The organism is Streptomyces litmocidini (assembly GCF_014649755.1).
Classification (GTDB): Bacteria; Actinomycetota; Actinomycetes; order Streptomycetales; family Streptomycetaceae; genus Streptomyces; species Streptomyces litmocidini.
In genome coordinates this window covers 105807-128004 of record NZ_BMTQ01000012.1, presented here as the reverse complement: position 1 = coordinate 128004, position 22198 = coordinate 105807, and the positions used below count along the sequence as shown (strand labels likewise).

Below are 22198 nucleotides of genomic sequence, written 5' to 3'. Positions count from 1 at the left end.
ACCGCTCAAGAACGTGGAGCCGGTCCGCCTTCGCACGCCAAGCTCGACCGTCGAACAGATCCGCGCCCCACGCGTCTCCAGTGGAGGGTCGAGCATGTCCCACGATTTCGGCAACGCACCCGCCGTCCCGGAGAACCGGGCCGTCCACGACCTCGTCGCCGCGCACGCCCGCCGGAACCCCGACGGGACCGCGGTCGTCGACGCCGGCAGGACCCTCACGTACGGCGAGTTGGACGAGCGCGCCAACCACCTGGCCCACCTCCTCGTCGCCGCCGGAGTCACCGCCGAGTCGCGGGTCGGCATGCTGACGGGCCGCTCGGGCCACTCCTCGGAGACCGTCGTCGCCCTGCTCGCCGTCCTCAAGGCGGGCGGGGTCTACGTGCCGCTGCACGAGAGCCACCCCGACGAGCGGATCCGCTGGACGCTCGCCGAGACCGAGGCGGTCGTGCTGATCGCCGACCGGTCGACCGTCGGGCGGGCGGCGACCGCCGGGCTCCCCGTGCTCCTCGTGGACGGCGCCGACACGGAGCGGCGCCCCGACGCCCCGCGCGTGACCGTCGACGAGGAACAACTCGCCTACATCATCCACACCTCGGGCTCGACCGGCCTCCCCAAGGGCGTGTCCATCACCCACCGCAACATCACGGCGCTGGCCCGCGAACCCCACATGCGCGCCGCCTTCGGCCGCTGCACCCTGTTCAACGCCCCGCTCGCCTTCGACGCCTCCACGTACGAGGTCTGGCTGCCGCTGCTCAACGGCGGCCGCGTGGTGATCGGGCCCCCGGAGCTGACCGCCCCGGGCCTGGCCGAACTCGTCTCCGAACACCCCGTCGACGCCGTCTTCCTGACGGCGACGCTGTTCCGGCTCTTCGCCGAGGAACAGCCCGACTGCTTCGCGGGCCTGCGCGAGGTGTGGGCGGGCGGCGAAGCCCCGTCGGCCACCGCCGTGGAGCGGGTGCGGCGCGCCTGCCCCGACACCACGCTGGTCAACGGCTACGGCCCCACCGAGTGCACGGTCTTCGCCACCACGCACCGCACGCCCCCGGACGGGCCCCCCAGCCGGCCCGCGGTGATCGGCACGGCCCTCGACGACACCGAGGCGTACGTGCTCGACGAGCGGCTGCGCCCGGTCGGCGCGGGCGGCACCGGCGAGCTGTACCTGTCCGGCGAGGGCACGGGCCGAGGCTACTCCGGACGCCCCGCCCTGACCGCCGAGCGCTTCGTGGCCAGCCCGTTCGCACCCGGCGACCGCCTCTACCGCACCGGCGACCGGGTACGCCTGACCGAGGACGGGCTCATCGAGTTCCTCGGCCGGACCGACCACCAGGTCAAGATCCGGGGGTTCCGGATCGAGCCGGGCGAGATCGAGGCCGCGCTGCGCGACTGCGCCGGCGTCACCGACGCCGTCGTGGTCGTACGGGAGAACGGCCCGACGCGCAGCCTCGTCGCGTACCCGACCGGCCCGGCCCCCCTCCCCGAACGGGAGCTGCTCGACCGGCTGGCCGAACGCCTGCCGGCCTACATGGTGCCCGCGCGCGTCGTCTGGATGGACCGGCTGCCGGTCAACGCCAACGGCAAGGTGGACCGGCCCGCGCTGCCCGACCCCCCGGCCGACGGAGCCGAGGCCCACCGCGCGCCGCGCACGGACGCGGAGCACGCGCTCGCGGCGATCTGGGCCGAGACGCTCGGCGTCGAACGGGTCGGCACGAGGGACGACTTCTTCGCCCTCGGCGGCGACTCCGTGCTGGCCATGAAGTGCGTCGCGCGGGCCCGGGCCGCAGGGATCGTGCTGCGCACGGCCGACGTCTTCGCCCACCCGACGGTCGAGGCGCTGGCCGCCGCGGCGACCCGGCTCGACGAGGACCCGACGACCCCGCCCCGCCCCCCGCGCGCCGGCGGCTACCCCCTGACCCCCCTGCAGAGCGGCATGCTCTTCGACGCCCTCGTGCTCGACGACCCGGCGCTGCACCTGATCCAGTTCGTCGCCCGGCTCGACGACGTCACCGACCCCGACCGCCTCGGCCGGGCCTGGCAGGAGGCCACGGAACGCCACGCGGTGCTCCGCACCGAGCTCCGCTGGGCCGACGTCGAGGAGCCCGTGCAGCTCGTCAGGGACCGGGTCGCGCTGCCGGTGACCCACCTCGACTGGAGCGCCCTGCCGGAGACGGAGCACCCCGCGCGGCTGCGGGAGCTGCTCGACGCCGACCGCGCCGCCGGCCTCGACCTCACCCGGGCCCCGCTGAGCCGGGTCACGATCGTGCGGCTCGGCCCGGACTCCGTCCAGCTCGTCTGGACGATGCACCACGTGCTCACCGACGGCTGGAGCTCCGCGGAGCTGCTGCAGGACGTCCTCGACGGCTACCGCGGCGAACCGGTGCGGCCGCGCCCGCCGTTCGAGGACTTCGTGCACTGGCTCGCGGACCAGGACCTGGACGCCGCCGACGCCTACTGGCGCGGCCGGATGGCCGGCTTCACGACCCCCGTGTCCGTGCCCGGTGACCGGCAGCCGCCCGAGGGCCACCGGCCCGCCGCCAGGCGGTCGGTGCGGGTGACGGTCCCGGCGGAGACGGCCGCGCGGGTCTCGGCGTACGCGCGGCGCACCGGCCTCACCACCAACACCCTGGTCCAGGGGGCGTGGGCGATCCTGCTCGCGCGCCTGGGCGGTGAACGCGACGTCTGCTTCGGCACCAGCACGGCGGTGCGGCCGGCGGAGCTGCCCGGCGTCGAGTCGATGGTCGGCATGATGATCAACACGCAGCCCGTCCGGGTGCGGGTGGACGACGACGCGCGGACCCTGCCCTGGCTGGAGGAGCTGCAGCGCGAGCAGGCCACGGCACGGGAGTTCGGCTACGCCCCGCTGAACCGCGTGCAGTCCTTCGCCGACGTGGCGCCCGGGTCCGCGCTGTTCCACACCGCCGTGGTCTTCCAGAACTATCCGTTCGACCGGACGGCCGTCCGCGCCTTCGACGTCGAGTTCGCCACCAACTACCCGCTGGCGCTGAGCGTGTTCCCCGACGAGTCGCCGGTCATGCGACTGCTCTACGACGAGACGATCTTCGATCCGGCCACCGTGGAGCGGGTCGCCGCACGTCTGATCACCGTACTGGACGGGCTGGCCGCCGGATCGGCGCCGAGCGTCGGCGACGTGACCGCGCTGACCGGTGCCGAACGGGACCTCCTCCTCGGCGAGTGGGGCGTGGCCGCGCCCTCCGCGTACTCCATCGAGCGGCGCATGCACCGGATCATCAGCGAGCGCGCCGCCGGGCGGCCCGACACCGTCGCGATCGAGCGCGGTGACCACCGGCTCACGTACGCGGAGGTCGAGGAGCGCTCCAACCGGCTCGCCCACCACCTGCTGGACCTCGGCGTCGGCCCGGACGTGCTCGTCGGGGTCTCCGTCGAACGGGGCCCGGACCTGGTCGTCGGCGTCCTCGGCGTGCTCAAGGCCGGCGGCGCGTACGTACCGATCGACCCCGACCACCCCGCCGCGCGCACCGCCGCGATCCTGGACGAGGCGCGACCGGCGGTGGTCCTCACCCACAGCCGCCACCTCGGCGTCTTCACCGGCACGACGACCCCCCTCGTCCTGCTCGACGAGGACTGGCCCGCCATCGCCGCCCGGCCGGCGACCGCCCCGCCCGACTCCGGCAGCCCCCGCGACCTCCTCTTCACCGTCTACACCTCGGGCTCGACCGGCAAGCCCAAGGGCACCATGATCGAGCACCGGTCCATGGTCAACACCGTGGAGGCGGTCGTCCCCCTGCACGTGCGCCCCGGCAGCCGGATCTACCAGCTCGCACCCATGAGCTTCGACGCCGCCTCGCTCGTCCTGCTGAGCACGCTCGCGGGCGGCGCCACCCTGGTCGCCCCCGTCACCGCCGGGACCTACAACGGCGCCGAACTCGTCGAGCAGCTGCGGGAGGCCGACGCCGACGCGGTCACCGGTCCGCCGACCGTCCTGCCGGTGCTCGACCCGGCCGCGCTGCCGCACCTGGAGTCCGTCCTGTGCGGCGGGGAGGTCCTCACCCCGGACCTGGCCGCCGCCTGGTCGCCCGGCCGCCGCCTGCTCAACGGGTACGGACCCAGCGAGTGCGCGGTCGCCGCGACGCTCTTCGCCGTGGAACCCGGCGTCCGGTACGACGACGTCCCGATCGGCCGGCCGATCCCCAACACCAGCGTGTACGTCCTCGACGACCGGCTGCGCCCCGTGCCCCCCGGCGTCAGGGGAGAGCTCTACCTGGGCGGCGACGGCGTGGGCCGCGGTTACATCGGACGGCCCGGCCTGACCGCGGAGCGCTTCGTGGCCGACCCCTTCGGCAGGCCGGGCGCCCGCCTCTACCGCACCGGCGACCTGGCCCGCTGGAACCCGGACGGCACGCTGGAGTTCGCCGGCCGGGCGGACGACCAGGTCAAGATCCGCGGCTTCCGGGTGGAGCCGCGCGAGGTCGAGAACGTGCTGCTGCGGCACGACGCGGTGGCCGAGGCCGCGGTCGTCGTCCAGGCCGACGCGGCCGGCAAGCGGCTCGTCGCGTACGTGGTGCCGCGCGCGGGCGTGCCGGCCGCGGACGAACTGCGCGCCCACGTCGCCCGGCACGTGCCCGCCTACATGGTCCCGGCCGCCGTGGTGTCGCTGACGGTGCTGCCGGTCAACCGCAACGGAAAGCTCGACCGGGCGGCGCTGCCCGTGGCGAACGTCCGACCGGACGAGGAGTCGTACGTGGCGCCGGCCAACCCGACCGAGGAGGCCCTCTGCCGGATCTGGGGCGAGGTGCTGGCCGCGCCCCGGGTGGGCACGCACGACAGCTTCTTCGACCTCGGCGGCGACTCGATCAACGCGATCCGCCTGGCCGTCCGCATGCGCGCGGCGTTCGGCGTGCCGATCTCCCCGAGGGACCTGTTCGAGCACCGACGCGTGAGCGACCTCGCCGGAGTCGTCCAGGAGCGCGTCTTCGCGAGCCTGGCCGCCGTCTCCGGCACCCAGGCGCCCGGCCGGATCTGACCCAGGGAGGAACGCAGATGACCCAGCCAGACGAGAAGTTCGCGTCCGTACCGGCGCACCTGCAGGAGGAGCTGCTGCGTCGCCTCGCCGGCGAGTCCGCGTCCGAGGAGCGGCCGATCCCGACCGTCCCCCGCGACGGCCTGCTGCCGATGTCGTCGGCGCAGGAACGGCTCTGGTTCCTGGCCGAACTGGAACCGGACAGCGCGGAGTACAACACGCTGCGCGCGCTCCGGCTGCGCGGCGACCTCGACGCCGCGGCGCTCACCGCCGCGCTCGACCGGGTCGTCCTCCGGCACGAGACGCTGCGCACCACGTTCGACGCCCTGGACGGCCGTGGCGTCCAGGTGGTGCACGAGCACACCGGGCAGAAGCTGCCGGTCGTCGACGTGTCGGGGCCCGACGCGCGGACCGCGGTCGAACGCTTCCTCGCGACGGAGATGAACGAGCCCTTCGACCTGCGCCACGGGCCGCTGCTGCGGGCCACCCTGCTGCGCGTGGACGACCGCGAGCACGTGCTCGTCCTGGCCATGCACCACATCGTGTGCGACGGCTGGTCGACCGGACGGCTGCTCGGCGAGCTGGCCGCCGGCTACGAGGCGGCGGTCGGCGGCGCCCCCGCGGCCCTGCCGCCCGTGTCCGTGCAGTACGCCGACTACGCCGCCTGGGAGCGCGAGCGGGCCGCCGACCTCGACGAGCAGCTCGCCCACTGGCGCGACCGGCTCGCGGGGATGCGCACGGCCGAACTGCCCACCGACCGGCCGCGGCCGCCCGTCCGCACGCCCGCGGGCGCGACCCTGCCGGTGGAGATCCCCGCCGACGTGCTGGACCGGCTGCGCGAACTGAGCCGCGGACAGGACGCGACGCTGTTCATGGCCCTGGTCACGGTCACGAAGGTGCTGCTCGCCCGCTACTGCGGCGAGACGGACGTGGCGGTCGGCACCGTCACCCTGGGCCGGCAGCGGCCCGAACTGGAGAACCTGATCGGCTTCTTCATCAACACCGTGGTGCTGCGCTCCCAGGTGGACGAGTCGCTGTCGTTCACCGAGCTGCTCGGCCGGGTGCGCACCGGCCTCCTGGAGGCCTTCGCCCACGACGAGGTCCCCTTCCAGCGCCTCGTCGAGGCGGTGCGGCCGGACCGGGACGCCTCCCGGCCGCCGCTGGTGCAGGTGATGGTCAACCTGCAGAACATGGCCGACACGCTGCCGGCCTTCCGGGGCCTCGACGTCACCGAGATCCAGCCGCCGGTCGACGTCGCGAAGCTGGACCTGACGTTCGACTTCTACGAGGACGCCTCCTCGCTCGTCTGCTACCTGGAGTACAGCACCGACCTGTTCGACCGGGCGACCGTCGAGCGCCTCGGCGGCCACCTGGTCACCCTGCTGCGCGCGGTGGCGGAGGAGGCCACGGCCCCGCTCGCCGGCCTGTCCATGCTGCCGGCCGACGAGCTGCGGACGCTCACCGCCGACTGGCAGGGGCCGGCCCTGGAGGTGCCGCCCGCCCGGACCCTCCACGAGATCTTCGACGAGCAGGCGTCCCGGACGCCCGGCTCCGTCGCGGTGAGCGACGGCAGCCGACGCCTCACCTTCGCCGAACTGGCCGAACGGGCCAACCGGCTGGCGCACCACCTGGTCGCGGCCGGCGTCCGGCCGGGCGTGCTGACCGGCGTCTGCCTCGACCGCGGCGTGGACGCCGTGGTCGCGCTGCTCGCCGTGCTCAAGGCCGGCGGCGCGTTCGTGCCGCTCGACCCCGAGCACCCCGCCGGGCGGCTGGCCATGATGCTCGACGACGCCGCGACACCGGTGCTGATCACCGACTCGGCGGCGGTGGCCGAAGGCCCCTGGACCACCGTCCGGCTCGACACCGACCAGGACGCGATCGCCCGCCGGCCCGCCACCGCGCCCACCACGGCCGCCGGACCGGACGACCTCGCGTACGTCGTCTACACCTCCGGCTCGACCGGCCGCCCCAAGGGCGTGATGGTCAGCCACCGCAACGCCGTCCACATGATGCGCGCCTGGGACGACCGCTACGACCTGACCGGACTGCGGGGCCGTTCCCTGTCGGTGTCCAGCCTCGCCGTCGACCTGTTCCTCGGCGACTTCCTGATGTCCGCCATGTACGGCGGCGAGATGGTGATCTGCCCGACGGAGGTGATCACCGACCCGCCCGCGCTGGCCGCGCTGATCTCCGAGGTCCGCCCCCAGCTCCTCGTGACCACCCCGTCGCTGGCCAAGGCGATCGCCCAGGAGCTGTCCTGGACCGGCGGCCGGGCCGACTCGCTGCGCGTCCTCGCGGTCGGCTCGGAGGCGTGGCTGGCCGACGACGCGGCCGCGGTCCTGGAACTGCTCTCCCCCGACGCCGTCGTCACCAACAACTACGGCGCCACGGAGACCACCGTGGACTCCACGACCTACCGGCTGCGGGCGGGCGAGCCGGTCGGCACGGCGATCGTGCCGGTCGGCCGACCGCTGGGCAACACCCGTACGTACGTTCTCGACGCCCGGATGCGCCCCGTCCCCGTCGGCGTGCCCGGCGAGATCCACATCGGCGGAGACGGCGTCGCCCAGGGCTACTGGAACCGGCCCGAGCTGACCGCCCAGCGCTTCCTCGACGACCCGTTCACCGGCGGACGGCTCTACCGCACCGGCGACATCGGACGCTGGCGGCCCGACGGCGACGTGGAGTACCTCGGCCGCGCGGACGACCAGGTCAAGGTCCGCGGCTTCCGGGTGGAGCTCGGCGAGGTCGAGGCGGCCATGCTGCGCCACCCGGGCATCACCGCCGCGGCCGCCGCGGTACGGCCCGACCCGGCCGGGCGCGACCGGCTCGTCGGCTACCTGACCGCGGACGGCACCGCCCCCGCCCTCACCGAGCTCCGGGCGTTCCTCGCCGGGATCGTCCCCGACCCGGCGATCCCCTCCGCCCTCGTCGTCCTCGACGAGCTCCCGATGACCCCGAGCGGCACGCTCGACCGCAAGGCGCTGCCGACGCCGACGACCACCGACCACGCCCCCGCGGGCCACGTGCCGCCGCGCGACCGCACCGAGACCGAGCTCGCCGCCGTCTGGGCGGAGGTCCTGGGCCTCGCACCCGGCACGGTCGGCGCCGACGACAACTTCTTCGAGCTCGGCGGCGACTCGATCGTCGGACTGCAGGTCGTGTCGAAGGCGCGGCGGGCGGGCCTGCGCCTGACCGCCAAGCAGATCTTCCAGTACCAGACGGTCGCCGACCTGGCCGCCGCCGTCCGGGCCGCGGAGGAGCGGGCCGCCGCGGAGGAGCGGGCCGTGGACGGCCCGGCCCCGCGGACGGCCGTCGACGCGGTCGGGGACGTGCCGCTCACCCCCGTGCAGCACTGGTACTTCGAGCAGTACCCGGGGGGCGCCGGCCACTTCAACCAGTCGATGTTCGTCGAGCTCGCGCCCGGCACCGATCCGGCCGCCCTGCGCACGGCGGTGACGGCGCTGCTCGACCACCACGACGCGCTGCGGCTGCGCGCCGTCCCCGCCGACGGCTCCTGGCGGCAGCACTGCGCGGCCACCGAGGCGGGCGAGCCGTTCCGCACGGTCGACCTGTCCGGGCTCGACCGCGACGCCCGCGAGCGGGCGGTCCGCGAGGCGGTCACGGCGGCCCAGACCGGATTCCGGCTCGACGCCGGACCCCTGCTCGCCGCGGTGCTCCTCACCGGGGCGCCCGAGCCCGACCGGCTGTTCGTCACGGCGCACCACCTCGTCGTCGACGGGGTGACCTGGCGGGTGCTGCTCTCCGACCTGGAACTCGCCCACGCGCAGGCGGCACGGGGCCTGCCGGTCGGCCTCCCGGAGAAGACCACCTCCTTCCGGGAGTGGTCGAGACGGCTGAGCGAGGCGGCCGCGTCCGGCCGCTTCGACGACGAACGGCCGTACTGGCAGGCCGTGGAGACCGCCTCCGCCGCCTGCCCGCCCCTGCCGGTCGACGGCGCGGCCCCCCTGCCCGCCGACGACCCGGCGCCCCTGCCGTCCGACGGTCCGGCGCCCGACACCCTCGCCCACGCCCGTACGGTCGAGACCGTCCTCGACGCGGAGTCGACCCGCGCGCTGCTGCGCGACGTCCCGTCGGCGTACCGCACCCAGGTCAACGACGTGCTGCTGACCGCGCTCGCGGCGGTGCTGACCGACTGGACCGGCGGCGACGCCGTCGCGGTCGAACTGGAGGGCCACGGCCGCGAGAACCTCTTCGACGACGTCGACCTGTCCCGCACGGCGGGCTGGTTCACCACGCTCTTCCCGGTGGTGCTGCCCGTGCCCGGCGAGGACTGGGGCACCCGGATCAAGGCGGTCAAGGAGACCCTGCGCGCGGTCCCCGAGGCCGGCATCGGATACGGCGCCCTGCGCCACCTGACCGAGAACGCCGGTCTGGGCGGCGGCCGTTGCCAGGTCGGCTTCAACTACCACGGCCACTTCGACGTGGTGACGGGAGACGGCCTGCTGCGCGCCTGGCGCCCCAGCCCGGCGCCCGACCGGGGCGCCGACCTGACCCGCCCGAACCTCCTGGAGGTCACCGGGATGGTCCGCGACGGCCGGCTCGAGTTCTCCTGGGAGTACTCGGCCGCGCTGCACGACGAGGCGACGATCGCCGGCCTCGCGGAGCGGTTCACCGCGGCGCTCGCCGACATCGTGGCGCACTGCTCCCGGGCCGGCGGCTGCACCCCGTCCGACTTCCCGCTCGCCGGACTCGACCAGGCGGGCGTCGACCGGATCGCCGGGGACGGACGCACGGTCGAGGACGTCTACCCGCTCACGCCCATGCAGAGCGGCCTGCTGTTCCACTCGCTCGACGCGCACGAGGAGGACATCTACCTCACCCACGTCGGGCTCGTCCTCGACGGCGTCCCCGACCCCGCGCTGCTCGTCGAGGCCTGGCAACGCGTCGTCGACCGCACGCCCGTGCTGCGCACGGCGATCGCCGACGCCGAGGCCGGCCGCCCCCTCCAGGTGGTCCACCGGGACGTACGCGTGCCCGCCGTGATCGAGGACTGGTCGGAGCTGACCGAGGCCCGGCAGCAGGACCGCATCCGCCTCCTGGCCGAGGCCCCGAGCGAGCCGCTCGACCTGTCGCGGCCGCCGCTGCTGCGGCTGCACCTGGCCCGGCTCTCCCCGACCACCGTCCACCTGCGCTGCTCCTCGCACCATCTGCTCCTCGACGGCTGGAGCTTCGCCGACGTCCTCGGCGAGGTCTTCGCGGAGCACGCCGCGCTCCGGGGACGCGAGGTCGCGCCGCCGCGCCCGCGCCGCCCGTTCCGCGAGTACGTGCGCTGGCTGGGCGAGCAGGACACCGCCGCCGCGCAGGCGTACTGGACCGGTCTGCTGGAGGGGTTCTCCGCGCCGACCGCGCTGCCGTACGACCGGCCGCCGCTGCGCTCGCACCAGTCCCGCGACACCGGCCACGTCGACCTCGCGCTCACGGCCGAGGAGACCGGGCGCCTGGAGGGCTTCGCCCGGGAGGCCCGGATCACCGTCAACACCCTGATCCAGGGCGCCTGGGCCCTGTTGCTGTCCCGCTACAGCGGCGACCGGCAGGTCTGCTTCGGCACCACGGTGGGCGGCAGGCCCGCCGAACTGCCCGGCTCCGACGGGATGGTCGGCCTCTTCATCAACACCCTGCCCGCCCGGCTGACCGTCTCTCCCGACCGCGAACTCCGCGCCTGGCTGCGCGAGATCCAGGAGCAGCAGGTCGACGGCCGCCAGTTCGCGTACGCCTCCCTCGCCCAGGTGCGGAACTGGGCCGCGATCCCGGCGGGCACCGACCTCTTCGACAGCTGCGTGGTCTTCGAGAACTTCCCGTACGACGAGCACGCGGCCGGGCGGCACGGCCTGGAGGTGCGGTCGCTGGCCGGCCTGGAGACCTCGAACTTCCCGCTCACCTGCGTGGCGCACCTGGTCGACGGACTCCACCTGCGGCTCGGCTACGACCCGCGCCTGTTCGACGACGCCACCGCGGGCCGCTTCGCCGATCACCTGCTCGGCGTGCTCGACGCCATGGTGACGACGCCCGGCGCCGTGCTGCGGGACCTGCCGACGGTCCGCGGCGCCGAACGCGACCGGCTGGTCGAGGAGTTCAACGGAACCCCGTCCGGCTACCCCGACCGGTGCCTGCACGAGCTGTTCGCGGAGGTCGCGCGCGAACACCCCGACCGGCCCGCGGTCGTCGCCGGCGACGACCGGCTCACCTACGCCGAACTGGACGCCCGCTCCGACCGGCTCGCCCACGACCTCGCCGGGCGGGGAGTCGGCCCGGAGGTGCCGGTGGGCATCTGCCTGCCGGGCGGCGCCGAGATGATCACCGCCATGCTCGGCGTCCTCAAGGCCGGCGGCGCGTACGTGCCGCTCGACCCCGGCTACCCGCCCGAGCGCCTCGCCCACCTCTTCCGCGACTCGGGCGTCCCGGTGCTGCTGACCAGCGCCGCGCTCGCGCCCGGACTGCCGCCGACCGGCGCCGAGGTCCTGCTCGTCGACGACCTGCGGCCGGGGCCCGCCGTCGGACCGCCGCCCTCGCGCACGGTCCCGGACAACCTCGCCGTGCTCGTCTACACCTCGGGCTCGACCGGCGTCCCCAAGGCCGGCATGGTCACCCACCGCGGCCTCGTCCGCCTGGTGCGCGCCGCGGGCGAGCACACCTTCGGCGACGCCGCCACGATCGCCCAGCACCACTCGATCTCGTTCGACGCCGCGCAGAACGAGCTGTGGCAGGCGCTGCTGAACGGCGCGTGCCTGGCCGTGCGGCCGGGCGACTTCCGTTCGGTCGACGAACTCGACAAGTTCCTGCGCGACCACGAGGTGCAGGCCATGTCGTTCGCGGCGGGCTTCTTCCACGCCGTCGCCGACACCGACCCGGGAATCCTCGCGGGGCTGCGCAAGGTCGTCGTCGGCGGCGAGGCGCTGTCCGCACCGCACTGCGCGCGCGTCCTCGACCGGCTGCCCGGCCTGCGGATCGTCAACGCGTACGGGCCCACCGAGTGCTCGGTGACCGCGACCTGCTTCCCGGTGGAGCGCGGCGGGCGGCCCGGGCGGACCGTCCCGGTCGGCCGGCCGACCGCGGACACCCGGGTCTACCTGCTCGACCGGGACCTCCAGGTGGTGCCGGTGGGCGTGGCCGGGGAGGCGTACCTCGCCGGGGACGGCGTGTCCCGCGGCTACCGGGACCGGCCCGCGATGACCGCCGAACGCTTCCTGCCGGACCCGTTCGGGAAGCCCGGTTCCCGGATGTACCGCACCGGCGACCTGATGCGGTGGCGTCCCGACGGAACGCTGGAGTTCGTCGGCCGCACCGACGACCAGGTGAAGCTGCGCGGCTACCGCATCGAGCTCGGCGAGATCGAGCAGGCCCTCGCCGAACACCCGGACGTGGCGCGGGCGGCCGTCGTCGTCCGCGAGGACCAGCCGGGCCGCCGGCGCCTCGTCGGGTACGTGGTCTCGGAGCAGGACCCGGCCGTACTGACCGCGTACCTCGCCTCCCGCCTGCCCGCGTACATGGTCCCGGCCGCGCTCGTCCGGCTCGACCGCATCCCCCTCACCCCGCACGGCAAGGTCGACCGCCGGGCCCTGCCGGAGCCCACGACGGCGACGGCCGGACGGGCCCCGGTGGAGCCCCGCACCCCCGACGAGCGCACGATGGCCGCGATCTGGGCGGAGGTGCTCGGAGTGGAGCGCGTCGGGGTCACCGACGACTTCTTCGACCTCGGCGGCGACTCGATCCTCAGCATCCAGGTCGTGTTCAAGAGCCGCAGGGCGGGACTGCAGGTCTCCTCCAGCGACCTGTTCCGCCATCCGACCGTCGAGCGGCTCGTCGCCGCGGCCGGCCGGGACCGACGGGTCGCCGCCACCCAGCGGGCCGAGGCCGGCGAGGTGCCGCTCACCCCGATCCAGTACGAGTTCTTCGCCCGCAACACGGTCGCCCCGCACCACCTCGCCCAGTCGATCCACGTCGAACTGGCGGCGGACACCGACGAGACCGCGCTGCGGGCCGCCCTCGCGGCGGTCGTCGCGCACCACGACGCGCTGCGGATGCGGTACGTCCGCGACGAGCGGGGCCACTGGTCGCAGCGGAACGCCGCGGCCGAGACCGGCGAGCTGTTCGAGCGCCACGACCTCTCGGGGCTGCCCGACGAGGAACTGCCCCCGGTCATGAACCGGATCGCCGCGGCGGCCGACACGGGCTTCGACCTGGCGGAGGGGCCGCTGCTGCGGGCCGTCCTGTTCGACCTCGGCCCGGACCGGCGGCCGCACCTGCACCTGACCGTGCACCACCTCGTGGTCGACGCGGTGTCGTGGCGGATCCTCAACCACGACCTGGACCTCGCCTACCGGCAGGCCCTCGCGGGCGGGACGGTCGACCTCGGCGCCAAGACCTCCTCCTTCCGGCAGTGGGCCACGAGGCTCGCGGCGCACGCGGCCGACGGCGGTTTCGCGGACCAGACCGCGTACTGGGAGGCCGTGCCCGAGGGGGCGCCGCTGCCGGCCGACGGCTCCGGACCGAACGTGGTGTCGTCGCGGCGGATCATGCCGGTGCGCCTGGAGCGGGACGAGACCGAGGCACTGCTGCGCGTGGCGCCGGGCCGGTTCCGGGCCCGGGTCAGCGACGTGCTGCTCTCCGCGCTGGCCTGGACGATGTGCCGCTGGTCCGGCGACGACCGGCTGGTGATCGAGATGGAGGGCCACGGACGCGAGGAGATCTTCGACGACATCGACCTCTCGCGCACCGTCGGGTGGTTCACCAGCTCGTACCCCGTCGCGCTGGAGGTGCCCGGGCGGACGGACGGCGAGCCCGACTGGCCCGCCGTCGTGCGGTCGGTGCGCCGCTGCCTGCGCGCCGTGCCCGGCAACGGGCTCGGCCACGGCGCGCTGCGCCACCTCGCCGGATCAGGCGCGCCGACGGCGGAGCACACGCCCCCCGCGGTGCTGTTCAACTACCACAGCCAGACCGAGGAGATCACCCGCACGGCCGACCGCTCGCTGTTCCACGCCTTCCACGACCCGATCGGCCGGGAACAGGACGAGCGCGAGCGGGTCGTGCAGGCCCTGGAGGTGGTCGGCGCGGTCGAGGACGGCCGGCTCGGCTTCGACCTCTACTACTCGGTCAACCTGCACGAGCCCCGGACGGTCGAACGGGTCGGCTCCGAGCTCGTGGCGGCGCTGCGGTCGATCGCCCGACTCTGCGAGCCGGGCCTCGGGTCGGAGGACGACCGGTGAACGACCTCCTTGCGGAGCTCGCGCTCCGGCACGGCGTGCCCGGTGCCCAGCTGGCGGTCTGGCAGGACGGCGTCCTGAGCACCGCGGAGACCGGTGAGGAGGAGGCCGGTTCGGGAAGGCCGGTGACGGCGTCGACGGCGTTCCCGCTCGGTTCGCTCACCAAGCCGTTCACCGCGACCCTCGCGGCCCTGCTGGTCGCCGACGGCGACGTGGACCTGGACGAACCCCTGGCGGAGCAGCTGGGCGAACTGCGCGCCGGCCCGGAGTTCACGCTCCGTCAGGTCCTCAGCCACACCGCGGGCCTGGCGGCCAACACCGTCGAGCCGCCCGCCGGGACCACCCGCGCCCGGTGGCTCGCCCGCCACGCGGCCGAGACGGCCGTGCACGAACCGGGCACGGTCTTCTCCTATTCCAATCCGGGGTACGTGATCGCCGGCCGGCTGGTCGAGGAGATCACCGGCCTGGACTGGGCGGAGGCCGTGCGGGCGATGCTGCTGCGCCCGCTGGGGCACGACGCCGCGGCGCCGACCGCCTCGGGGCATCTCGTACGTCCGGACGCCCCGCCCCGGCCGATCGGGGAGCAGTCCGTGCCGCCGCTGGAGGACCCGGCCGCGGGCCTGTGCGTCTCCGCCCGCGACCTCGCGGTGTTCGGTGCCGCGCACCTGGGCCTCGGCCCGGGCGGCGCCCTGCTCGACGCCGCGACGGCGCGGGCGATGCGCGAGGACGTCACGGAGGGGCTCGCCGTGGGCGCCCACGGCCTCGCGGACGGCTGGGGCGCCGGATGGTCGCGGTACGGGACCTGGTTCGGCCACGACGGCACCGGCGACGGGGCGTGGAGCCATCTGCGCGTGGACCCGTCGACGCGGACCGTGGTGGCGCTGACCGCCAACGGCAGCAGCGGCGCGCGCCTGTGGGAGTCGCTGCTCGGGCGGCTGCGCGAGACCGGCCCGGAGGTCGGCGACCACCCCCGGGACGGTCACCCCCGGGACGCGGACGACGCCGGGTCCGGGCCGGCCCCGGCGGAGTGCGCGGGGCACTACGCCAACGGCGGCTGGTCGTGCCGGGTGGAGGCCGAGGACGGCGACCTCCTGCTCTCGGTCGCCGGGGCGGCACCGGTCCGTCTCCTCGTCGGCGGGGACCTCTCCTTCCGTACGCCCTCGGGGGACGGGCCGCGTGCGGCGCTGCCGTACCTGGGGCGGTTCCTGCGCGACCCGGCGACCGGCGCCCTCGACCGCGTGCAGATCACCGGGAGGCTCTGCGTCCGGCAGGAGTAGCGCGGCCCGCCGGCGGCGGGGCCCCTTTCCCGGAGGGGCCCCGCCGTTCTCGTGTCAGCGCGCCTCCAGATAGGTCAGCACGGCCCGGACCCGTCGATGGCCGGCGTCGGTCTCGGTGAGACCGAACTTCGCGAAGATGTTGCCGATGTGCTTGTGCACGGCGTTGTCGGTGACGGACAGCTTCGCGGCCAGCGTGGCGTTGTCGTGCCCCTCGGCCATGAGCGCCAGGACCTCCCGCTCCCGGCGGGTGAGCGTGGACAGCGGTCGGGAGCGGCCGGCGAGCAACTGGGCCACCACGTCGGGGTCGAGCGCGGTGCCGCCGCCGGCCACCCGGTCGAGCGCCTCCAGGAACTCGTCGACCCGGCTGATGCGGTCCTTGAGCAGGTAGCCGACGCCGCCCCCGCCGCCGGAGAGCAACTCGGAGGCGTACGTCTGCTCCACGTACTGGGACAGGACCAGGACCGGCAGGCCGGGGTGGAGGCGCCGGGCCTCGATCGCGGCCCGGATGCCCTCGTCGCGGAACGAGGGCGGCAGCCGTACGTCGACGATGGTGACGGCCGGACGGTGCCGGTCGACCGCGGCCAGGAACCCCCCGGCCTCGTCGGCGACCTCGGCCACCTCGTAGCCGGCGTGGGTCAGCAGCAGCTCCAGGCCGGTGGCGAGCAGGACGTTGTCCTCGGCGATGACTATCCGCACGGCAGTTCCACGGTGATCGTGGTGGGGCCGCCCGCCGGGCTGACGACCGTGACGCGGCCGTCGAGGGCCTGGGCGCGGCCGCGGAGCCCGGCCAGTCCGCTGCCGGCGTTCTCCCGCGCGCCGCCCACGCCGTTGTCGGTGACGACGACCGTCAGCACGTCCTCGACGCGCCACACCCTGAGCGCCGCCGCCGTGGCCCGGCTGTGCTTGGCCACGTTCGTCAGCGCCTCGGTGACCACGAAGTAGGCGACCGCCTCGATGGCCGCCGGGATCCGGTGCAGCTCGCCGATGTCGATGGAGACCGGGACGCCGCCCCGGGCGGCGACGGTGCGCAGGGCTCCCGGCAGCCCGCGGTCGGCGAGGATGGGCGGATAGATGCCGCGGAGGACCTCGCGGAGCTCGACCATCGCCTCCTCGGTGACGTCGGTCGCCTCGCGCAGCATCCGGGCGACGGTGGACAGGTCGCGGTCGAGGCACTGCCGGGCGACCGCGAGCCGCATGGCGACCGCCACCAGCCGTGCCTGGGTGCCGTCGTGCAGGTCGCGTTCGATCCGCCGCAGTTCGGCGCCGTGCGCCTCGATCGCGTCGATGCGGGTGCGGGTGAGCGCGGCCACGCGGTCGGCGAGCATCCGGGTGCGCGACGGCGCGAGCACGGCCAGGGTCAGGCGGGCGTAGCCCGTGGCGAGCGGCGGCAGCGCCAGGCATCCGACGGCGAACAGGACGGATCCCACCGACGGACCGGCGACGGCCTCCTGCCAGCCGGCCACCGGGACGTCCAGCACCGTCTTCGGGTGTTCCCGTGCCGGAAACGCCCGTGCCAGCAGGGGAGTCGCCGCGATCACCAGCGCGTTGCCGACGCAGACGACCGTGGCGAGCCCGCAGGCGGTGCCCAGGGTGACGTGCAGGACGAGCCAGTACAGATGACGGGGGAGGTCGATGTCCTGTTCCTGGACCGGGCGGTCCAGCAGCCGCCCGGCCCGCTGCCGGTGCCATTCGGCCCACGACCGGCGCATGCCCGGGTGGAAGAGCGGCAGGAAGGAGAGAATGCTCATGATCGCGGTGCCGAATTCCCCGAGGAGATAAGCCGTGGCCCGCAGCGGTGGCGACCAGGCGCGGATCACCGGAGCAGAACGCGACTTCGCGCGCATTACAGCAGGCTGTAGTTCTTTCCCTGGGGCGGAAGGTATGGGCTCTTCCGCACCGAAGGCCCTAACATGCCGGTCAGACCGAGTGTCGGGGACCAGAGGTGGACGGAATCGACTCACTTCCGCCGAGTGGGAACGGGGACGGCGGACCGGTTGCACAACCTACCTCCCGAGCATGGAAAGAGACCACCATGACTGAACAGAGTCCGGCGCTGCAGCTATGTCATGTCGGCACGAACGCCGCCGGAGGCGCCGAATCCGGGTACTCGATCGAGAACGTGTCCTTCGCGTGCGACGGCGGCACCTGGACGGCGCTGGCCGGACCGGCCGCCGCGGGCAAGACCGGCGTGCTGCGGTGCGCCGCCGGTCTGGAGCCGGTGACGGCGGGGGAGGTCCGGCTCGCCGAGGGGCTCCGGCTCGCGCACGTCGGTCTCCTGCCCGTGCCGGAGCAGGCGGCGACGATCGCCACGCTCGCCTCGGGGCTCGATCCGATGCCGGCCGGAGCGGCGGAGGTGGTGCGGGGCGCGCTGCGCCGGCTGGACCTCTGGGAGGAGCGGGACACCCCCGTACGCGAACTGACGGAGGCTCGGCAGCGGGTGGCGGCGGTCGTGGCCGCGGTCTCCGGCGCTCCCGACGTGCTGCTCGTCGACGACCTCACCGTCGGACTTCCGCCCGCCACCGCCGCGGGGGTCCTGGACATGGTGCGCGAGCTGGTGGACCGGCAGGGGCTCTGCGTCGTGGCCTCGGCCACGGACCTGGCCTCTCTCGAACGGGCCGACGCGGTGGTGCTGCTCGCCGAGGGGCGTGTGGTCGAGACGCGGGTCATGCCGTAGCCGCGTGGCCGTCGGGACGCGGGTCATGCCTCAGCCGCGCGGTCCCGCGACGCGCCTCGGCTCGCGCGCCCGCGGCCCGCCCGGCGGGCCGGTGACCTCGGCGGGCAGCTCCCTCTGCAGGAGCGCCAGGCCGAGCGGGGTGAGCGTGTGCGTGGCGGTGGTGCGGTTGCGCAGCGTCGTGATCAGCCCCGCCTCCCGCAGGACGGTGGCCTGCTTGCTGGCACCGGAGAGGGAGATGCCGAGCCGGTCCGACAGGTCGCCGGTGGTGCCGCTCTCGGACAGCGCGCGCAGGGCCGCCGCGCGGGTGGCTCCGACCAGGGCGGCCAGCGCCCGGTCGCCCTCGACCTCGGACTCCTCGGAGGGCGGTTCCAGGTCGTTGAGGTCCAGGGGCACGGAGAAGACGAGCGCCGGCACGCCGGCCTGCCGCTCGGAGCGCACGAGCACGCAGGTCTTGTCGGGGAGGAAGAGCGAGGGGCTCAGGATCATGCCGCGTCCGTCGAGTGCGATCTCGAGGTCGGTGGGGGACGCGATGCACAGCTCCGAGGACTCCCACGTCACCTTGGGGTGCAGCCCCGCGAGCAGGAATTCGACGCCGTTCGTGATCGCTATCCGCCCGCGCACGTCGCGCTCGATCTCCAGCCGGGCCCGTAACTGCGACCAGTAGGGCAGGACGCCCGCGCTGCAGAACAGGAAGACGATCTGGGCGAGGCGGCGGGCGCGGGCGCGCACGGCCGGCGGTACCGAGTCGGCGTCGGCGCCCTCCCGTTCCAGCAGCCACAGGAGGTCGGGAACCACCCGGTACTTGGACACCACCTCGCCCACGGCGGGCAGGTCGTCGCCGAGGCGCTCGCGCACGAACTTGTGCCAGCCGACACCGCCGCGCGCCCGGTCGCGTCCGAAGTGGTGGAGGGCGAAGACCGCTTCGGACACGGGCCCTAAAGTATGGACCATTCTTAACCGCTGTATGTCTTCGCTGGAAACTTTGATGCGCAACATTGCCACCCCCGAGACGCATTTTGCATGCAGGAGATCATGCGTGGGTCGCCGACGATGGCAATGATATTGATCCGTCAATGATTTGGTAGGGGGGCGACTCCTCGTTATTCAGTGCCCCGGCCACGTAATTGCGATCCGGGTGACCGTTTCCTCTCCAGCCGTCGCCAATGCCTGACCTGCTCCGCCCCTCCGACCGGGGCCGACCGTCCCGCGCCGCCGTTGATCATTTCGTCGAACTCCGTGCGCGCCTGCCGCGCTTTTCCGCGTGTCTCGAAAGCGACGGGCGCGATTCAGTCGCAGTCGGCCGAAAATTCATTGTCGGAGACTCCGGGCCGGTCGACGGCCGCGCACCGCGCATTGTTGGATTACCCGTCAGTAGATATGCCGTCAGTGGATGACCCGCGACTCCGCCGTCAGCCGCGCGTGCCGGGACTTGCGCAGATCACGGGTGATGTTCAGCCGCCGCAGCCAGCGGTCGGTGCCGTCGAACCGCGCCCGGAAGGGCTTGCGGCCGTGCACCACGCGGTAGTTGTCGATGAAGGCGATGTCGCCGGGGGCCAGCGCCACCCCGCTCATCGCACCGTCCAGGGCCGCCCCGATCTCGTCCAGCACCCGCTGCTCGCGCTCACCCTGCACCCCCTGCATGTAGTAGGGATCCAGCCGGATGTACGGCTCCTTCGGGGAGCCGAAGAGGACCGCCACCGGCTCCGGGGACCGCAGGGCGCTCTCCACCCGCTCGGCGCTGCGCCTCATGAGCTCGGCCACCTCGGGATCCCGGTGGTCGCCCCCCACCTGGTTCTGCGGCCGGTGCGAGTCGTCCGGAAGGATCCTGAAGCGCTCCTCCGCCAGGGCCGCGCGCGTCGCCTCGTCGAGCCGCACGTCGGCGATGTCGGCGAAGGTCGTCTCCACCCCGTCGGGGTTGCGCAGGCACATGAGCCCCAGGTAGTCGGTGCGCAGGGGGTGGAAGGCGTCCTCGGTGTGCCAGGCGAGCGTCTCCGCGCTTCCCCAGCCGATCTGACCGTGCTCGTGGGCGCGCATCGGGAAGATGTCGTGCATGACCCGCCCGTCCTGCTGGGTGGCCCAGCCGATCGGCTCGCCCAGCAGGCAGCCGATGAGCAGGAACGGGATGTCCAGGCGCAGCGTCGCGTCGGGCGCGGCCTTCTCGCGCCAGTCCGGCGGTGTGGGGCCGAGCGACAGGTCGTCGACCGGCAGCCCGGACACGACCAGCACCCCCGACGGCTCGGTCAGCCTGAAGTCGACCAGCGCCGTCCGCAGCCCGCGGGGCAACTCGTGCGCGTAGACCTGGGCGGCCCGGTGCAGGGCGGGATCCTCGATGGACGAGAACCGTCCCGCGACCTCCGCGGTGATCTTCTCGATGGCGACGACGTCCTCGTCGCGCAGCTGGAGCTGCAGCATCTTCTTCCTCCGTTGTCTGTGGTCAGGAGCGCGCCGGCCGGGGCGCTCCGGACGGCCGGGGCGGCGCCGGGGCCCGTCTTCCGGATCAGGCCGGGCTCGCGGGGCCCGGCACGCCCGCCCGCCGCGTCGTCGTCGGTCAGTGACTCCCCCGGCCACCGCCGGGAGGTGCCCCCGCCGCGTTGCTCCCCTCCTCCGCCTCGCGAGCGGACGCACCGGGCCCCGCTCCCCGATCCGGCCCGATCCGGAAGGCAGGCCCCAGGCGGCGCAGCGTCGGGCTCAGGGTGGCGCCGACGGCGACGACCGCCAGCAGCCCGGCCGCGCCGAGCATGCGCACCGACCCGTCGCCGGTGCCGGCCGACAGCACACCGGCCGTGACGGGGCCGGCCGTGGCGGCCAGTTCGGAACCGAGGGCGACCAGGCCGGACAGGCGCCCCCGCAAGCCGTCGGGCACGGACGCCAGCTGACAGGTGATCACGGTCGTGTTCGCGACCGGCATGGCCGTCGCGGCCACGCCCAGCAGGATGCCGAGCGGCACCCCGCGCGGCGCGTACGCCATGGCGACGGCGACGGCGGCGAAGACCCAGGTCGAGCCGATGACCAGCGCCCCCGGCGACAGCGCCGCCGCGTGCAGACGGTCGGCGATCAGGGCGCCGACCAGACCGCCCGCGCCGAAGCACGTCATCATCAGGCCCATCTGCCCGGGCGCGACGTGCTCCTCGCCCGACACGACGAGCACGAGCACGACCAGGGTGTGGAACGCGAGGTTGACGCCGACGATCCAGGCCGTCGTCGCGCGTACGGTCCGCATGCGCAGCAGCGGCCCGAACCCGCCGGGCCGCGGCGCGACGGTGGTCACGGCCCCTCCGTCGGCCGGGGACCCGACCGGGGGGCCGGCGGCGCGGCGCGGCAGGTGCAGGGCGGCCAGCGCCACGAACGACACCGCGAGGACCGAGGTGTTCAGCGCGAACGGCAGGACCTCGTGCAGCCCGAACGTGAAACCGGCCAGCGCCGGACCGATCAGCAGCGCGGCGAACGGCCGGGCCGCGTTGCGCGCCAGTGCCCGCGGCAGCACGTCCTCCGGGACGACCTGGGGGAGGGCCGCGTTCTCGGCCGGTACGAAGACGCCGGCGGCCGCGCCCTCGACGACGGCCACGAGCAGGACGTGCCACAGCGGGCAGTCGCCCAGCAGGACGCCGACGGCGACGCTGAGCATCGCCACCGTACGGACGCCCTGGGTCGCCGCCATCACCCGCTTGCGGTCCGCGCGGTCGGCCAGCACCCCGGCGGGCAGGCTGACCAGGGTCCGGGCCCCGGCGAGCACCGCGGCGACGCCGGCGACCGCGGTCGCCGAGCCCCCGTGGGCCAGCACGAGCAGCGGGAACGCGATGTACGCGACCTCGCCGGCCAGTTCCGACAGGAGCATGCCGGACCAGAGAACGCGGTAGTTCCGGTTGCGCGGCAGGGGTGGGGTCATGCCGTGCCTTCCCTGTGTGACGGCAGCCGACGTCACCGAGTGTTCCGGCGGCGGGGCGGCCCTCGCCATCAAGTTGCCCCCTGGACGAAACTCCCAGGCCAAGCGCCTCCCGCCCCCGGACGCGGGCCACGGCCTGCGCGA

General features: G+C 74.4%; 9 protein-coding genes. 4 read left to right on the top strand and 5 right to left on the bottom strand.

The window, feature by feature from the left end:
* Positions 1 to 94 precede the first annotated feature (94 nt).
* Genes IE180_RS24405 through IE180_RS24395 form a run of 3 tightly spaced genes read left to right on the top strand, consistent with a single transcriptional unit; the run spans position 95 to position 15497 of the window.
* A complete protein-coding gene (locus IE180_RS24405; RefSeq protein WP_190159086.1) occupies positions 95 to 4999 on the top strand; it encodes a non-ribosomal peptide synthetase in 4905 nt (1634 codons plus the stop codon).
* 17 nt (positions 5000 to 5016) lie between these two features.
* Complete coding sequence (locus IE180_RS24400; protein ID WP_190159085.1) at positions 5017 to 14223, top strand: non-ribosomal peptide synthetase; 9207 nt, start codon at positions 5017 to 5019, stop codon at positions 14221 to 14223.
* The gene (locus IE180_RS24395) at positions 14220 to 15497 is read left to right on the top strand and encodes a serine hydrolase domain-containing protein (RefSeq protein WP_190159084.1); all 1278 of its coding nucleotides are present in this window, start codon (positions 14220 to 14222) and stop codon (positions 15495 to 15497) included. The genes IE180_RS24400 and IE180_RS24395 overlap by 4 nt, the downstream gene beginning before the upstream one ends.
* A gap of 54 nt (positions 15498 to 15551) precedes the next feature.
* Here the strand turns inward: IE180_RS24395 and IE180_RS24390 are convergent, their stop codons facing one another.
* Both IE180_RS24390 and IE180_RS24385 read right to left on the bottom strand, forming a co-directional pair.
* Positions 15552 to 16193, bottom strand: a complete 642-nt coding sequence (locus IE180_RS24390; RefSeq protein ID WP_190159083.1) for a response regulator transcription factor — start codon at positions 16191 to 16193, stop codon at positions 15552 to 15554.
* Positions 16184 to 17341, bottom strand: coding sequence for a sensor histidine kinase (locus IE180_RS24385; RefSeq protein WP_190159082.1), 1158 nt, complete (start codon positions 17339 to 17341; stop codon positions 16184 to 16186). Before IE180_RS24385 ends, IE180_RS24390 begins: the two co-directional genes overlap by 10 nt.
* A 188-nt stretch (positions 17342 to 17529) precedes the next feature.
* Between IE180_RS24385 and IE180_RS24380 the strand changes: the two genes are divergently transcribed.
* The gene (locus tag IE180_RS24380) at positions 17530 to 18171 is read left to right on the top strand and encodes an ATP-binding cassette domain-containing protein (RefSeq protein WP_190159081.1); all 642 of its coding nucleotides are present in this window, start codon (positions 17530 to 17532) and stop codon (positions 18169 to 18171) included.
* A 30-nt stretch (positions 18172 to 18201) separates the two neighbouring features.
* On the opposite strand, the gene IE180_RS24375 is transcribed toward IE180_RS24380, so the two are convergent.
* The 3 genes from IE180_RS24375 to IE180_RS24365 form a co-directional block, all read right to left on the bottom strand.
* On the bottom strand, positions 18202 to 19101 hold the full coding sequence (locus IE180_RS24375) for an ArsR/SmtB family transcription factor (RefSeq protein WP_190159080.1): 900 nt from the start codon (positions 19099 to 19101) through the stop codon (positions 18202 to 18204).
* A 453-nt stretch (positions 19102 to 19554) separates the two neighbouring features.
* Positions 19555 to 20583, bottom strand: coding sequence for a guanitoxin biosynthesis L-enduracididine beta-hydroxylase GntD (gntD, locus tag IE180_RS24370; RefSeq protein WP_190159079.1), 1029 nt, complete (start codon positions 20581 to 20583; stop codon positions 19555 to 19557).
* A gap of 136 nt (positions 20584 to 20719) precedes the next feature.
* Positions 20720 to 22057 carry an MFS transporter gene (locus IE180_RS24365; RefSeq protein ID WP_190159078.1) on the bottom strand — a complete coding sequence of 446 codons (1338 nt, stop codon included), beginning with the start codon at positions 22055 to 22057 and terminating at the stop codon, positions 20720 to 20722.
* Positions 22058 to 22198: the final 141 nt, after the last annotated feature.